Below are 15,608 nucleotides of genomic sequence, written 5' to 3'. Positions count from 1 at the left end.
TCAGGCGACCTGCTGGCCGCACATGCCGCAGACCCCGGTCGCCGGGACCTCCACGAAGCAGTCCGGGCACAGCGCCGCGACCCGGTCGGGGATTGTCGGTGCGGCCGCGCGGCGCGGCGTCGACACCCGCTCGCGGCGCACCTTCGCGGGGGCAGCGGGTGGTGCGAGCTTCGCCTTGGGGCGGTGGTCGGCGCAGTAGAAGCGCACGAAGCCGGCGGGATTGTTCGGATGCCGGTGCTTCATCGCCCAGAGCGCTTCGCGCGGGAAGGGGTCACTGTCGGGGCCGCACGTGACGCAGCGCGTGGGTTCACCGGGGACGGCCTCGGCGGCATCCACGGGAATGTCGAAGGGGAGGCCGTCGCGCCAGTCGGACGAGTTCGTGATCTTCATGGCGGTCCTTCCGCGGCATCCGTTCGGGTGGACGACGCGTGTTCCAGTGTTTCACGGATGCCGGGCGCCGAGGTGGCGCTGGGTGCTCGACGAGCAGCCGGCGCGACCGGCTTCGCGCGTCGGAGCGATCGGAGCAGCGCGCTCCCGACGGTGACGAGCCCCACGACAGTGGTGATGGCGCGGAGCGTGTCCCAACTCGCCGTCGAGGTCAAGAGCGAATAGACGAGGAAGTTCGCGAGGTTCTCGCCGAGCGGGCCACCGGCGACATACGAGATCGAGGTGCCGCCACCGACAGCGAACGGCCAGAACCAGAGGTTCATGATGAGCCCGAACAGGTACGACGAGAGGATTCCGTAGATGCTCAGCATCGCGATCTCGGGGATGCCGCGGACGCGTCCGGGGAGAAGACCCGCACCGGCGCCGACCCAGCCGCACGCGAACATCTGGAAGGGCAGCCACGGACCGATGCCACCCCAGAGGAGCGCCGACAGCGCGATCGACGCGGCGCCGAGGAGCAACCCGAACCGCGGTCCGAACGCGCGACCGGCGAGGATCAGCAGCACGAAGAGGGCCTCGACTCCGCCGACACCGGTGCTCGCGATGCGGATAGCCGCGCCGATCGCGGCCAGCACCGCGAGGAGAGCGAGCGTGTGCGCGGAGCGGATGGACGCGTCGAGCGCCGCGAAGATCAAGATCACCGCGAGCGGCGCGACGGCGATCGCGATGTAGGGCACGGCGGCTTGGCCCTGCGCCGGCACGGCGCTCGCGACGAGGGGCCAGACGAACGCGGCTACGGCGACGAGGTTCGCCGCGATGAGCGCTGGCACCCGCCAGCGGCCGCGGCGACGCGCGCCTGTTCCGATTTCGCCCATGAGGCCGGGCTTCGCGACCGGGGGAACCGCGGGGGGAAGGGGGTGGGGGCGCTCCTCGATCCGGGTCTCGGGCGCGCGATCGAATTCGACCACCGACGGGCCGAGGGGGGTGAGGATGCCGGCATCCATCGTCAGCGTGCGCGACGCGACGGATGCGGCGAACGCGGTGTCGTGGGTTGCGATCAGCACGGCGGCGCCCGCCGCAGCGTGCGCGACGAGCGCGCGGGCGACGAGCTCGCGCGCGTGCGCGTCGAGGCCTCGGGTCGGCTCATCGATCAGCAGGACGCGCGGCGCAGACGCCGTCTGGAGCGTGATCGCGAGCGCTCGCCGCTGTCCGGCCGAGAGATCGCGTGGATGCTGTGCGCACAGCGCGGCGAAGTCGGCTCCGGCGGGGTCGAGCCGCAACAGCGCCGCGAACCGTGCGGCGGTGGAGGTCTGCGCGTACCGGTCGGCGCGGCGGCACTCGGCGGCGACGGTGGCACGGACGAAAAGGTCATCGGACGCATCCGGAACGAGGGCGATCGCGCGGGGCGCGGGCGGAGCACCGTCGATGCGCGCGTCGTGATCCCCGCCGGGGAGCGCAAGCGCCTGGAGCAAGGTCGACTTGCCCGCGCCGTTGGGTCCCGTCAGCGCGACGATCTCCCCGGGACGCAGGTCGACGTCGGCGCCGTCCACCGCGATCCGCTCACCGTGGTGCACGGTGATCCCCCGCGCGGATAGTGTTGCACCCCGATCTGCGCCCTGGCCCATATTCAGGACATCCGCGGGCATGAAGGCACTTTCCCGTCCAAAATCGGGCATCCTGATCCGTTCGGACTGAGGAGGGTCCGCGGGGGAGACGGTGCCATCCGCCACCCGGAGTGATCGGTCGGCGACGGCCGCGAACTCCGCCACTCGGTGTTCGGCGACCACAACGCACATCCCGGCATCGTGGGCGAGGGCACCCAGGAGCGCGACGATGCGTGCCCGCGCGGCCTGATCGAGGTCCGCCAGCGGCTCGTCGACCAGCAGCAGGATCGGCTGCTCCACAATCGCGGCCGCGATCGCAACGAGCGTCGCCTCCCCGGCCGACAGGCCACGCAGCGGCCGGTCGCGCAGACCGGTGATCCCCACGCGCGCGGCGATCTCGCGCACCCGAGCATCGCGGATCACGCGCGCGACGCCGCGCAGCTCGAGCGCGAGGCCGATTTCTTCCGTGACGCTCTCCGTTGCGAACGCCTCGCGCGGATGCTGGAGCACGACTCCGACGGTGCGGGCAGTGTCGCGCGGCGGCGTCGCGGCACGGTCTGCTCCGACGACCCGCACGTCGCCCGTGACGGTTCCGCCGTCGACATGGGAGAGCAATCCGCTCAGCGCGCGCAGGAACGTCGTCTTCCCGGAGCCCGTCGGTCCGGACAGGACCGTGAGAGTGCCGGGTGCCAGGCTGAGCGATGCGACCCGAAGAGGATCGTCGTGGCCCAGGGCTGCGCCGGAGATCTCCACGGGATGCGCGCAGTCACCGCTCATGCCGCGCCCGGCATATCCCCGGATCTCCAGCGCCGCGGCGACCGCCGTCGCCCGCTCGAGCGTGCGTTCGAGCACGGGTGCGAGCAGGCGGATGCCGGCACGCTCGCCACGCAGTCGCTGCGCGTACCGAACGGCACGCACAGCATCCGCGAGGGCGGGAAGAGTCGCCCACGCGATCGCGAGGGCGCGCCCGATCCCCTGGAACGGCCCGCGGCGTGCGGCGCGGGCGAAGACGCGCGAGAGATCGAACACCGCGTTCACGAGACCGAACGCCAGGAACATCAGTGCGATCGGAAGCGCGCTGACCACGGCAGCCCACACCCCGTCGGCGGTCACCGGGCCGAACATCACGACGTGCGCGAGCGGCGGCGGCAGGCGGAGCGCGGGCAACGACACCAGCACGATGCCGTCGCCGTCGGCCCCGTGGAACAGGACGCGATATACGACCCGGACCGCGATGAAGCCGACCGCCAGAGCGGCGGCCGCCTTCAGCGGTCCAGGCCGGAGCTTCATGCGGATCAGGCGTCGGGTGACGCAGGTGCTCCGTCGAGAGTGAAGAGGAGCTCGATGCTGTCGCCGGGCGCGAGCTGCAGTGTCGACACGCCTTCCTGCGCGTAGTCCCAGGTGCCGCCCGCAGGCTTCTGCCACAGCGACCAATATGCGAACGCGGCGGGCATCGACTCGCACGCCTCGACATAAGCCGGGTCTTCGGTCGAGCCGACCGGCTCGGACGCGGAGGGCAGTCCATCGACGCGGCAGATGACCTGGTCGCCGTACTCGGTCGTTCCCTCCAGCTCGACACCGAGGGTCTGGAAAGCATCTGCCGCAGCGAGCGGCTCGTCGGTGAAGATGCACGACGCCTGGTCGAGATCCTCGCCACCGGCAAGGTTGCCCGCGTTGATGAAGACGCTGACCCCCTTGACGCTGGCGCAGCCGCCGTCCGCGACGGCACGGGAGGACGGTGCGGGAGTGGCGGAGACCGATCCCTGCGGCTCGGGTTGCGAGGTGGCGCAGGCAGAGAGGCCGAGTGCAAGCGCACCGGCGGCGAGGAAGGTCAGAATGCGGGGAGTCGAAGTCACGGTTCCAGGGTAGGGCCCGCCCGGAGGCGCCCGCGGCTGTATGACGGGCGCGCGTAGGCTGGCATCGTGAGTGTCTCCGAGCTGTTCGACCCGTCCGAGTGGGTGCTGGCGCCGGGAGCGGCCGCCTACACCGATATCACCGCACACACCTCGACCGATGGCCGCATCGCGCGCATCGCGTTCGATCGGCCGGAGGTGCGCAACGCCTTCCGTCCGCACACCGTCGACGAGCTGTACCGTGCTTTGGACATCGCCCGGCAGGATCCCCAGATCGGCGTCGTCCTCCTCACGGGCAACGGCCCGAGCGCGAAGGACGGCGGATGGGCGTTCTGCTCCGGAGGCGACCAACGCATCCGCGGGCGTGACGGATACACCTACGCGAGCGACGAGGCCACCGCGCCCGATCCCGCGCGCGCCGGGCGCCTGCACATCCTCGAGGTGCAGCGCCTGATCCGCTTCATGCCGAAGGTCGTCATCGCCGTGATTCCCGGATGGGCGGCCGGGGGCGGGCACTCGCTGCACATCGTGTGCGATCTGTCGATCGCGTCCGAGCGTGCGAAGTTCAAGCAGACCGATGCCGATGTCGGGTCCTTCGATGCCGGATACGGCTCGGCGTATATGGCACGCCAGGTCGGGCAGAAGGTGGCGCGGGAAGTGTTCTTCCTCGCGGAGGAGTATTCGGCGCGGCGCGCGTATGAGATGGGCGCGGTCAATCGGGTCGTGGTGCACGAGAACCTGGAGCGCGAGGCCCTCGCGATGGCCCGCACGATCCTGGGGAAATCGCCGACCGCGATCCGCATGCTGAAGTTCGCGTTCAACGCGATCGATGACGGCATGGTCGGTCAGCAGGTGTTCGCCGGGGAGGCGACCCGGTTGGCGTACGGCACCGATGAGGCCGTCGAGGGGCGCGATGCGTTCCTCGAGAAGCGCGACCCGGACTGGTCGCCCTACCCCTACCAGTTCTGACCGTGCGGACGACACCGAAACGGGCGATGCGATGAGGCTCGAGCCGGTCGAGTCTCACGACCCCCGCGCGGTGCTGCGGGGGCTGCGTGCCGCCGTGCTCGGAGCGGGCCCGGCGATCGCGCTCGGCGGCGCCGGGATCGCCGCGCCCGCGCCCGAAGTTCCGGCGGGCACCGCTCTGGTGGTCACCACCTCCGGGTCGACCGGCTATCCCAAGTCGGTCGTGCTCAGCCGCGCGGCGCTGACCTCCGGCGCGCTCGCGACGGCCGCCCGCATCGGCGAGGGCGCATGGCTTCTCGCGTTGCCTGCGGGGTACATCGCCGGGGCGCAAGTGCTCGTGCGCGCTCTGGTTTCCGGGCGCGAGCCCGCGATCCTGTCCGGCACGTTCTCTCCGTCCGCGTTCGCTGCGGCCGCCGCGGGGATGGCGTCTTCGGCGGGGGGCACCCGCATCCCGGCCTACACATCGCTCGTCCCGGCGCAGGTGGCCACCCTGCTCGACTCGCCCGAAGGCGCGCGCGCACTCGCCTCGTTCGAGGCCGTGCTCGTCGGCGGGCAGGCTCTCGCCCCCGCGCTCGCCGACCGTGCGGCCGCGGCGGGCGCGCGCCTCGTCCGCACGTACGGGTCGAGCGAGACCGCCGGCGGGTGTGTCTACGACGGTGTTCCGCTCGACGGTGTGGGCGTGCGTGTCGCCGGCGGCGAAGTGCAGATATCCGGCCCTATCCTCGCCGACGGATACCTCGGTGATCCCGACCGCACCGCGGCGGCGTTCCTCCACGAGGGCGGTACGCGCTGGTATCGCACGGGGGATGCCGGCGCCTTCGACGGCGCCCTGCGTGTGACCGGCCGGGTCGACAACGTCATCGTCTCCGGTGGCATCAATGTCTCGCTCGACCGTGTGGAGGCGGTTGTCCGCACCCTCCCGGGTCTGCTTGCTGCCGTCGTCGTGCCGGTTCCCGATGCCAGGTGGGGCGAGGCGAGCGTCGTCGTCGTCGACAGCGACGCCGAACTCAAGGCCATCCGTGCCGCGGTCGCGGCCGCGCTCGGTGCCGCCGCCCGGCCGCGGGAGGTTCTCCGGGTCGATCGGATCCCGCTCCTCCCCAGCGGCAAGCCCGACCGCGTCACGCTCCGAGCCCTGGCGAATGGTGGTCCAGTCGCATGACGCAGGCGTCGGTGGCGCCTACACCTGCCGCATCAGGCAACACGGGCCCCATCCGCCATACGACCGCGCATCGAAACGCGGCATAAGATTCCCCTCGTGGCAGGCAGCACCCGAAAAAAGAAGCACACCGCCCCGCGGAAGCCGCACGGCAATCCGCAGAAGGCGCACGTCTCTCGCGACCCCGCGCACATCGAGCCCCCGACGCTCGGCGACTGGATCGGCGCCGCGCGCCTGCGTACTCTGCCGCTCGCGGTGACCCCGATCCTCATCGGCACGGGGGCGGCGCTCGTCGTCGACCGCGCGTTCCACTGGGTCATCGCCCTGGCTTGTCTTCTCGTCGCCGTCGCACTGCAAATCGGTGTCAATTACGCCAACGACTACAGCGACGGCATCCGCGGCACCGACGATCATCGCGTCGGTCCGGCGCGACTGACCGCATCGCGAAAAGTGACACCGCGCACGGTTCTGATCGTCGCGTTCGCCTTCTTCGCGATCGCCGCGCTCGCCGGTCTCGCGATCGTCGTGCGCACCGGCCACTGGTGGATGCTGCTGATCGGCGCCGCCTGCATCGTTGCGGCGTGGTTCTACACCGGCGGCAAACGACCCTACGGCTATGCGGGCTTCGGGGAACTGTTCGTCTTCGTCTTCTTCGGCCTCGTCGCCACGATCGGAACGGCCTTCGTGCAGTCCGGCACCGTCAACCAGGAGGCGTGGTTCGGCGGCGTCGCCGCCGGGTTCCTCGCGTGCGGAGTGCTGCTGGCCAACAACCTGCGCGACATCGACCAGGACCGCGTCGCGGGGAAGCGCACTCTGACGGTGCGCATCGGCGCGCGCGCGACCCAGGTGCTGTACACGGTCCTCGTGCTGGGCGCGTTCGCGATCGTGGTCTTCCTGGCCCAGGTCTACCCACTGGCGTGGTTGGGGCTGCTGGCGCTGATCCCCGCGGCCGCGGCGATCCTGATCGTCTGGACCTATCGGCAGCCGCGCGAGTTGGTGGTCGCGCTCGCGCTGACGTCGCTTACGTCGCTCGCGCTCGGTGCTGCGCTGCTCTGGGCCTTCATCGGCTGAAGCAGGCGCTCACTCGGACGTCGTCGCGGCGTCCTCGGCCTCTTCGTCGGTGATCCGCTGGCGGCGCGCTCGTCGCGAGGCCATCTCGGAGGTCATCTCCGCCAGCGGCCTGCGGAGGAACAGCATCGACAGGCTCAGTCCGATCAGAGCGGCGAAGATCGCCGACAGCCAGTAGTACTCGCGCATCACGGGGATGAGCATCATCAGACCGAACGGCACGAGGAACGCGAGAAGTCGGAGGACTCCGAACACCACAGCCGAACGTGCACGCATGGCTCCAGCTTACGTCGGCCCCCGCGCGCCGCATGCCCGGTACCCCGCCTAGAATGGTCGTGTGGTCCGGGTTCTCTTGCCGCTGGCGCTGCTGCTGATCGCATTCTGGGTCTACAGCATCGTCGACTGTGCCCTGCAACCGCCGACCCGGCACCGTGGCGTCAGTAAGCCGGTGTGGCTGCTCATCGTCGTTCTCCTGCCGGTCGTCGGTGGCATCCTCTGGCTCGTCGTCGGACGCAGCCGTCCGCGTCAACAGCCCGCCTTCCGCGCTCCCGACGACAACCCCGAGTTCCTCGGCCGGATCGGCTCCATCAGCGATCAGGACGAACGCATCCGGCGACTGGAAGAAGAACTCGCCGCGCTCGACTCGGAAGACGAAGACCCGACGCACCTTCCGGACGGCGACGACCGACCCGACGCCCGCGCCTGACATGCCGGTGACGCGCGTACCGGCCACGGATGCCGCGGCGGCCCTCCTCGGTCGCCTCGTCGAACGCGGCGTCGAGCACATCGTGCTCAGCCCCGGATCTCGCTCCCAGGCGCTCGCGATCGTCGCAGCCGAGCTCGAAGCGCGCGGCATGATCCACCTGCACGTGCGCATCGACGAGCGCGTCGCCGGGTTCACAGCGCTCGGCATCGGCCGCGAGACCGGCATGCCCGCTGCGGTGATCTGCACCTCCGGCACCGCCGCCGCCAATCTCCTTCCGGCGGCGCTTGAGGCGCACCACGCCGGCATCCCGCTTGTGCTGCTCACCGCCGACCGCCCGCCCGAGCTGCGCGGCGTCGGCGCGAACCAGACGACGCGGCAGCCGGGGATGTTCTCACCGAGCGTGCGCCTGGAAGCCGACCTCCCCGTGCCGGAGGAGATCGACGAGGACGGCACCGGCGAGCAGACGGCGATGTTGCGCACGATCGCTGATGATGCCGTCGTCGCGACTCTCGGCGCGGGCACCCGACAAGCCGGTCCTGTGCACCTGAACCTCCCGTATCGCGATCCGCTCTCCGGTGCGTTGCCGCACTGGCTCGGGATGCCGGTGCCCCCGGCCGAGTCGTCGCTCGACGCGCTCGATGTCATCGCCGACGACCCTGCCGAGCCCGAGCCGTCCGGCGCGCTCTACCAGGGCGGCGGGGGGATCGGTGAAGCGGACCAGCCCGCCGAGCCCGAGCATGATCCGCTCGTCTTGCCGCGTGGCCCGCGCACGATCGTCGTCGCGGGGGCTGATGCGGGTCCCGGTGCCGCGGACCTCGCCCACACGGGCGGATGGCCGCTCGTCGCCGAGATCGTCAGCGGGGCCCGGTATGGGCGGCAGCTCGTGCACGGCTACCGTGCGCTGCTGGCCGATCCCGAGCTCGGCGGTCGCATCGAACGCGTCGTCGTCTTCGGGCACCCGACGCTGAGCCGCGAAGTGACCGCCGTGCTCGCCCGACCCGAGGTGGAGGTGCTGGCCGTTCGAGGACCCGGCGAGCCGCTGAACCTCAACGGAGCGACGACGGCGGTCGATGCGGTGGTGGCGGCTATCGGCGATCTCGATCGCGAATGGTTCGGCGCGTGGATGCGGGCCTCGCGCGCCGCCGCGGTCGATCTCACGCCACCCGCGCCCGACGCCGACGCGCTGGCCTCGTCCATCCCCAGCGAGCGGCTGGGAGCTATTGCCGCCGAGCTCAGCGCGCTTCGGGCACCGCTCGATCGCGCGACTCTGGTCGACGCGGTGTGGCGGGCGACGTGGCCGCACGACCGATTGCTGTTCGCGTCGTCGCGTCTCGTCCGCGTTGCCGATCAGGTGCTCGGTGGAAAGAAGGTCCCCGTCCACGCCAACCGCGGCCTCGCCGGGATCGACGGCACGATTGCCACCGGAACCGGAATCGCTCTTGCCAGCCAAGCGGCTGGGGCTCCGGGAGTCACCCGCATCCTGCTGGGAGATCTCGCTTTCCTGCACGATGTCGGTGCGCTTCTCCTCCCCGTCGGCGAGACCGCGCCGCGCCTGCAGGTCGTCGTCGGCAACGACGGAGGTGGCACCATCTTCGACGGACTCGAAGTCGCCGCAGTCGTCGGGGCAGCAGCGATGGACCGTGTGCTCTACACGCCTCAGGGTGTCGGCCTCGAGCCGCTCGCGTCGGCGTACGGGTGGGAATACCTCCGGGTGGACACCCGCTCGGCGCTCGATCAGGCGCTGACCGCACCCGTCAGCGGCCGTCAGCTGATCGAAGTCGCCCTGGATCGCTGAGCCCGGTATCCCCCATGATGGCTCTATGACCGCTAAGAGCCAGCAGAACTGGACCGGGGATCCGGCCGACCTCCTCCGTGCGGGCGAGGGTTTCCATCTCGCCGACGTCGATCCGGACAGCACGCCGGGGTACACGGGAGGGAAGAAGGCGGGGCAAGCCGACCTCGACGCGGGCGCAGGTCAGCTCGATGACCTGCAGGAGCGACTGTTCGCGCAGAGCCGGCTGCACGAGGATTCCCCGGCGGTGCTGCTCGTGCTGCAGGCGATGGACTCGGCGGGCAAGGGGGGGATCGTGCGGCACGTCGTGGGCTCCGTCGATCCGCAGGGCGTCTCGCTCGTCGCCTTCAAGAAGCCGACGCCCGAAGAGCTCGCGCACGACTTTCTCTGGCGCATCGAAAAGCACGTGCCGGCGGCGGGATTCATCGGTGTCTTCGACCGTTCGCACTACGAGGATGTGCTGATCGGCAAAGTGCGCGCGCTCGCCGACGACACCGAGATCGAGCGTCGCTATGACGCGATCGTCGACTTCGAGAAACGGGTGACCGATGCCGGGGTCCGCATCGTCAAGGTGATGCTCCACATCTCTCCGGAAGAGCAGAAGGCCCGGCTCATGGAGCGGCTCGATCGGGCCGACAAACACTGGAAATACAATCCCGGTGATGTCGACGAGCGTGCGCTGTGGCCGGCCTACATGGACGCCTATCAGGCGGTGTTGGAGCGCACCTCCACGCCGAACGCGCCGTGGCATGTCATTCCGGCGAACGCGAAGTGGTACGCGCGGCTGGCGGTCCAGGCGCTGCTGCTTGACGCTCTGGAGGACATCGATCCGCAGTGGCCGCTCGCCGATTTCGACGTCGAGGCGGAAAAGGCGCGGCTCGCCGCGACCTGATCAGGCCAGCGCGTCCACAATGGGTCGGAACTTCACGCGGGTTTCGAGCATCTCGGCTTCGGGGTCGCTGCCGGCCACGATCCCCGCACCGGCGTGCGCCGTGAAGGGGATGCCGTCATCATCTGCGGAGGACAGATCGAACTGCGCGCCGCGCAGCGCGATCGCCCATTCGCCATCGCCGCGCGCGTCGACCCATCCGACCGGACCGGCGTAGCGGCCGCGGTCGAAGGGCTCGATGCGGCGGATCGCCGCGAGCGCCGCGGCGGTCGGGGTGCCCGCAACAGCCGCGGTCGGGTGGAGAACACCCAAGAGGTCGAGCGCGGAGGTGTCGTCGGCGGTGGCCGCTTCGACGTCCGTCGCGAGATGCCAGACGTTCGGGAGCGGCAGCGTGAAGGGCTGCTCGGCAGCGGCGAGCGCCGTGGTGTGCGGGGTGAGCGCGTCGATCAGGCTGCGTACGGCGTAGCCGTGTTCGGCGAGATCCTTTGCACTCGTCGCGAGCCCCAGCGCTGCGTCGCGATCGTCGTCGGGGTTCGCGCCGCGAGCCACGGTACCCGCGAGGACGCGGGCGGTGACCTGCCCGCCCATGACGGCGATCAGTGTTTCCGGACTCGCGCCGATCAGGCCGTCGACGGCGTAGACCCAGGTGTCGGGATAGGAGGACGCCAGCGAGCGCACGAGGCGCCGAAGATCTGCACCCGCGGGAACCGTGCCCACGAGGTCGCGAGCCAGGACCACCTTGCTCACCTCGCCGGCGGCGATCGCGGCGAGGCCGTGTCGGACGGCATCCTGGTAGCCCTCGGGGGTCAGGGCGCCCGGGCCGACGGCCGCCGACCAGTGCGGTCCGAACCCGATCGGGCGCGGCTCGACCGGATCGGGGCCTCCCTCTTCCGGAAGGATCCAGGTCGCCCAGGTGCGCCCGTCGCGGTGTCCGATCGCCAGCTGCGGCACGGTGAGTACTGCTGTGGCGGCGGAGTGTTGGTCGAAGGGGAGGGCGCCGAAGGCGACGAGACCCGTTCCGGGCGCGTTCACGTGATCGTCGATCTCCGCGGCAGCGACGACGTCGCGCCACCGCGCAGCGAGTCCTTCGACCTCCGCGCCCTGCGCCGTGAGGGTCAGGGCCGTGCCGACGCCGACAAGCCAGGCGCCGCGCCGGGTCCAGACGAGGGGATCGGCCGGATCGGCATATTCGAGCAGGTCTGCCGCGTCCGCGATCTTACGGGTCACCGCGCGCAGCCGGACGGGGCTGGGGGTGGTCTCACTCACACCTGCCAGCCTAATCCGCCGTCGTCACGCCTGCCGCCCGGTCCGTATTCAGTCTCCGTGGGCGCCGAATTCGGCGATGGCCGCGGAAACCTGCGGGCCCCGCGGACCCCAGGCGACGGGGAGACTGAATACGGGACGGCGTAGGCTCGCCATCGTGACCGCACGCCCCGCTCCCGGTACCCGTATGACCTTCCGCTGGCGCAAATGGGACGGTGCGCCGCACTGGGAGCACGAGAGTGTCTTCCTCGGGAGTGACGACTACGGCGACTGGGTCGGCCAGCGCGATGGCTGGCGCAGCGCCCGGCCCGGCGTCGAAGCGCCGTCGCACGGTGCCAGCATCACGCTGATTCCGGCGTCAGGCGACTACGCCGCCACGATCAACGACTCCCACCCGCGCATTCGCGTGTACATCGACATCGCCTGGGATGTTCGCTGGGATGCCGGTGAGCCAGTCGGCATCGACATGGATTTGGACGTCGTCCGCGCGCTCGACGGGCGCGGTGTCTTCATCGACGACCGCGATGAGTGGGACGAGCACCGCGTGCGCTATGGGTACCCGGCCGATATCGTGCAGCGCCTCGAGACCGTCGCCCTCGACCTCGAGGCTCGGGTGATCGCCGGAGCCGCACCGTTCGATGACCAGACGGCCGCGCACTGGTTCGGCGTGCTGCGCGATCTAGGATCGAATGATGACTGAGCACCGCGCCGATCTCGGCAAGGACCCCGCCCGCGTCAGCGGCATGTTCGACGAAGTCGCGCCCGCCTACGACCGCACCAACACCGTGCTGAGTCTCGGCAATGATCGCCTCTGGCGTCGCGCGAACACGCGTGCCGTCGCTCCTCGGCCGGGGCAGCGGGTCCTCGATCTGGCCGCCGGCACGGGTGCGAGCTCCGTGAGTCTCGCCCGGAGTGGAGCGGAGGTCGTCGCCGCCGACTTCTCGCCCGGCATGATCGCCGAAGGGCGCCGGCGACACGGTGACATCGCCAACCTGTCGTTCGCTGAGGCGGATGCCACGGCACTGCCGTTCGCCGACGACGAATTCGACGCCGTGACGATCTCGTTCGGCCTGCGCAACGTCAACGACCCGAGGAAGGCGCTCGCCGAGATGCTGCGGGTGACCGCACCGGGCGGACGGATCGTCGTGTGCGAGTTCTCGCATCCGCCATCCGCTGCTTTTGCTGCGCTCTACGGGTTCTACAACAACCGCGTTCTTCCGCTCGTCGCGAAGGCCGTGAGCTCCAACGCCGACGCGTACGACTATCTCAACGAGTCGATCCGCGACTGGCCCGACCAGGCGACCCTCGCCTCGTGGCTGAGGGATGCCGGGTGGACCGATGTTGCGCACCGCAATCTCACGTTCGGGATCGTCGCGCTTCACCGCGCGCGGAAGCCCGCGTGACCAGTCGCAGGTAGGCTGTGAGGGTGACTCCGAGCTCCTCCGCTCCCGGCTCGCGCCTGTCGGCTCAACTGGGCCTGACCGAGCGCGTGCTCGCCGGTCCGCGCATGCGGAAGCTCCTGGCGATCGTCGAGGACGGCCTCGACCGTGTCGAGGACACGCTCGCCCGTGAACTCAAGGTAAGCGACGCGCTCGCCGATGCGACGACCCGCTATCTCTACGAGGCGGGCGGCAAACGTGTGCGGCCCATGCTGACGCTGCTGACCGCCCAGCTCGGCACGGGCACGACCGAGAACGTCATCGCCGGCGCGACGGCGCTGGAGATGACCCACCTCGGCTCGCTGTACCACGACGACGTCATGGACGGCGCGGACGTCCGTCGCGGCGTGCCCAGCGCCCACGCCGTCTGGGGCAACAACGTCGCGATCCTCACCGGCGACCTGTTGTTCTCGCGCGCGAGCCAGCTGATGGCGCAGATCGGCGAGCGGGCCATCCGCCTCCAGGCCGATACGTTCGAGCGCTTGGTGCTGGGGCAGATGCACGAGACGGTCGGCGCCCAGGCCGGCGATGATCCGGTCGATTTCTACCTGCAGGTGCTCGCCGACAAGACGGGGTCGCTCATTGCGGCCTCCGCCCAGGCGGGGGTCATCTTCTCGGATGCCCCCGAGGAATATCGCCTCCCCGTGCTCGAATACGGCGAGAAGGTCGGCGTGGCGTTCCAGCTTCTGGACGACGTGATCGATCTGTCCGCTGATGCCGCCGAGACCGGCAAGGTGCCCGGCACCGACCTGCGGGCGGGCGTGCCCACGATGCCGTACCTCCTGCTCGGCCGCGCGGGAGATCCCGCATCGCGGGCGCTGAAGGCGACGATCGATGACGGCGTCGCGCGGATCGCGGATGGCGCGGACCCCCGCATCCTCGACGAGGCGATCACTCAGCTCCGCGATCATGCCGTGACTGCCGCGACGCGTCAGCAGGCGTACGACTGGTCGGATGCTGCCATTGCCGCCCTTGCTCCGCTTCCGGACGGTGCCGTCACCGACGCACTCGTCCGCCTCGCCCACGTCATCGTCGACCGCTCGAGCTGATTCCCCAACGCAAAGGAACACCACATGACCAAGCTCCGGCTGGCCATCGTCGGCGCCGGTCCGGCCGGCATCTACGCGGCGGATATTCTGCTGAAGGCTGAGCGCAAGTTCGATGTCGCGATCGACCTGTTCGATCAGCTTCCCGCGCCCTATGGGCTCGTCCGCTACGGCGTGGCGCCCGACCACCCGCGCATCAAGGGCATCATCAACGCTCTCCGCGACGTCCTCGACCGTGGGGATATCCGGATTTTCGGCAATGTGCGCTTCGGTGAGGACATCACGCTCGATGACGTGAAACGTCACTACAACGCGGTCATCTTCGCGACCGGTGCCATCAAAGACGCCGATCTCGATATTCCGGGTATTGGCGCAGTGGGCTCATACGGCGCGGCCGACTTCGTCAGCTGGTACGACGGGCACCCCGATTTCCCGCGCGAGTGGCCGCTCGATGCCACGTCTGTCGCGGTGATCGGCAACGGCAACGTCGCTCTCGACGTCGCCCGCGTGCTGGCCAAGCACGCCGAAGACCTTCTCGTCACGGAGATTCCGGACAACGTCCACGCCGGACTCGAGGCTTCGCAGATCACCGATGTGCACGTGTTCGGCCGCCGGGGCCCCGCACAGGTGAAGTTCACTCCGCTCGAGCTACGCGAACTCGGCGAGCTCCGCGATGTCGACATGGTCGTCTACGACGAGGACTTCGACTACGACGAGGCATCGAAGGCCGCGATCGCCTCGAACAAGCAGGTCATGGTGATGGACCGCGTGCTGCAGTCGTGGCGCCAGCGTCCGAGCGTGAACAACGCCGGGGGAGAGGCCCGTCGGCGACTTCACCTGCATTTCTATGCCAAGCCGATCGAGGTGAAGGCCGACGAGAACGGTCGCGTCGCGGCGCTCGTGTACGAGCGCACGCAACCGGACGATGAAGGCGGCGTCGTGGGAACGGGGGAGTTCCGCGAGGTCCCCATTCAGCAGCTCTACCGTGCGGTCGGATACTTCGGGTCGCCGCTGCCCGGTGTGCCGTTCGACAAGAAGCACGGCGTCATCCCGAACCACGAGGGCCAGGCGATCCGCAAGGACTCGAACGAACGGGTGCCCGGCGTCTACGCCACCGGCTGGATCAAGCGTGGGCCGGTCGGACTCATCGGCCACACGAAGTCCGATGCGATGGAGACGATCAGTCACCTGATCAACGACCAGGGTTCCTGGTGGACACCCGAAGATCCGTCGCCTGAGGCGATCGTCGCCCTTCTCACAGAGCGCGGCGTCGCGTGGACTGATCTTGAGGGGTGGCATCGCCTCGACCAGCATGAGATCGCGCTCGGAGAACCGCACGGGCGCGCGCGTGTCAAGGTCGTCGATCGTGACGAAATGGTGCGGGTCTCGCGCGGCGAGTAGCCGCATCCGGCCGGGCGCGCGGCGCCGTAGGCTGAGCG

The 15,608-nt window shown here is 69.9% G+C and carries 15 protein-coding genes; 10 read left to right on the top strand and 5 right to left on the bottom strand.

The annotated features are described in order from the left end of the window. From Q0653_RS12675 to Q0653_RS12665, 3 genes are read right to left on the bottom strand one after another with little or no spacing between them, the layout of a single operon-like run. Positions 1-390 carry a glucose-6-phosphate dehydrogenase gene (locus tag Q0653_RS12675; protein WP_298742248.1) on the bottom strand — a complete coding sequence of 130 codons (390 nt, stop codon included), beginning with the start codon at positions 388-390 and terminating at the stop codon, positions 1-3. Continuing rightward, the gene (locus Q0653_RS12670; RefSeq protein ID WP_298944909.1) at positions 387-3,281 is read right to left on the bottom strand and encodes an ATP-binding cassette domain-containing protein; all 2,895 of its coding nucleotides are present in this window, start codon (positions 3,279-3,281) and stop codon (positions 387-389) included. Before Q0653_RS12670 ends, Q0653_RS12675 begins: the two co-directional genes overlap by 4 nt. 5 nt (positions 3,282-3,286) lie before the next feature. Further along, complete coding sequence (locus Q0653_RS12665) at positions 3,287-3,847, bottom strand: hypothetical protein (protein WP_298944907.1); 561 nt, start codon at positions 3,845-3,847, stop codon at positions 3,287-3,289. Between the two features lie 66 nt (positions 3,848-3,913). Between Q0653_RS12665 and Q0653_RS12660 the strand changes: the two genes are divergently transcribed. The 3 genes from Q0653_RS12660 (at position 3,914) to Q0653_RS12650 (ending at position 7,037) form a co-directional block, all read left to right on the top strand. Continuing rightward, positions 3,914-4,813, top strand: coding sequence for a 1,4-dihydroxy-2-naphthoyl-CoA synthase (locus Q0653_RS12660; protein WP_298742251.1), 900 nt, complete (start codon positions 3,914-3,916; stop codon positions 4,811-4,813). 31 nt (positions 4,814-4,844) lie between these two features. Next, entirely contained in the window at positions 4,845-5,969 is a 1,125-nt protein-coding gene (locus tag Q0653_RS12655; protein ID WP_298944905.1) for an AMP-binding protein, read from the top strand. A 96-nt stretch (positions 5,970-6,065) separates the two neighbouring features. Then, the gene (locus Q0653_RS12650) at positions 6,066-7,037 is read left to right on the top strand and encodes a 1,4-dihydroxy-2-naphthoate polyprenyltransferase (protein ID WP_298944903.1); all 972 of its coding nucleotides are present in this window, start codon (positions 6,066-6,068) and stop codon (positions 7,035-7,037) included. 9 nt (positions 7,038-7,046) lie between these two features. On the opposite strand, the gene Q0653_RS12645 is transcribed toward Q0653_RS12650, so the two are convergent. Next, the gene (locus Q0653_RS12645; protein ID WP_298742254.1) at positions 7,047-7,310 is read right to left on the bottom strand and encodes a DUF4229 domain-containing protein; all 264 of its coding nucleotides are present in this window, start codon (positions 7,308-7,310) and stop codon (positions 7,047-7,049) included. 61 nt (positions 7,311-7,371) lie between these two features. On the opposite strand from Q0653_RS12645, the gene Q0653_RS12640 reads away from it, so the two are divergent. From Q0653_RS12640 to Q0653_RS12630, 3 genes are read left to right on the top strand one after another with little or no spacing between them, the layout of a single operon-like run. Continuing rightward, positions 7,372-7,740, top strand: coding sequence for a PLDc N-terminal domain-containing protein (locus Q0653_RS12640; protein WP_298944901.1), 369 nt, complete (start codon positions 7,372-7,374; stop codon positions 7,738-7,740). 1 nt (position 7,741) lies between these two features. Beyond that, entirely contained in the window at positions 7,742-9,535 is a 1,794-nt protein-coding gene (gene menD / locus Q0653_RS12635; protein WP_298944899.1) for a 2-succinyl-5-enolpyruvyl-6-hydroxy-3-cyclohexene-1-carboxylic-acid synthase, read from the top strand. Positions 9,536-9,560: 25 nt separating this feature from the next. Then, positions 9,561-10,424 (top strand): polyphosphate kinase 2 family protein, encoded by an 864-nt coding sequence (locus tag Q0653_RS12630; protein ID WP_298944897.1) that lies wholly within the window; start codon positions 9,561-9,563, stop codon positions 10,422-10,424. Here the strand turns inward: Q0653_RS12630 and Q0653_RS12625 are convergent, their stop codons facing one another. Continuing rightward, entirely contained in the window at positions 10,425-11,687 is a 1,263-nt protein-coding gene (locus Q0653_RS12625) for an isochorismate synthase (protein ID WP_298944895.1), read from the bottom strand. 154 nt (positions 11,688-11,841) lie between these two features. Here Q0653_RS12625 and Q0653_RS12620 point away from each other — a divergent pair, with 154 nt between their 5' ends. Genes Q0653_RS12620 through Q0653_RS12605 form a run of 4 tightly spaced genes read left to right on the top strand, consistent with a single transcriptional unit; the run spans position 11,842 to position 15,570 of the window. Then, the gene (locus Q0653_RS12620; protein WP_298742259.1) at positions 11,842-12,384 is read left to right on the top strand and encodes a DUF402 domain-containing protein; all 543 of its coding nucleotides are present in this window, start codon (positions 11,842-11,844) and stop codon (positions 12,382-12,384) included. After that, positions 12,377-13,087 carry a demethylmenaquinone methyltransferase gene (locus Q0653_RS12615; protein WP_298944893.1) on the top strand — a complete coding sequence of 237 codons (711 nt, stop codon included), beginning with the start codon at positions 12,377-12,379 and terminating at the stop codon, positions 13,085-13,087. Before Q0653_RS12620 ends, Q0653_RS12615 begins: the two co-directional genes overlap by 8 nt. Positions 13,088-13,110: 23 nt before the next feature. Next, positions 13,111-14,172, top strand: coding sequence for a polyprenyl synthetase family protein (locus Q0653_RS12610; RefSeq protein WP_298742261.1), 1,062 nt, complete (start codon positions 13,111-13,113; stop codon positions 14,170-14,172). 24 nt (positions 14,173-14,196) lie between these two features. Next, a complete protein-coding gene (locus Q0653_RS12605) occupies positions 14,197-15,570 on the top strand; it encodes an FAD-dependent oxidoreductase (RefSeq protein WP_298944890.1) in 1,374 nt (457 codons plus the stop codon). Positions 15,571-15,608: the final 38 nt, after the last annotated feature.

The organism is uncultured Microbacterium sp. (assembly GCF_947488465.1).
Classification (GTDB): domain Bacteria; phylum Actinomycetota; class Actinomycetes; order Actinomycetales; family Microbacteriaceae; genus Microbacterium.
Note: the sequence above shows the minus strand (reverse complement) of the source record. Positions and strands in the feature narration are given on the sequence as shown.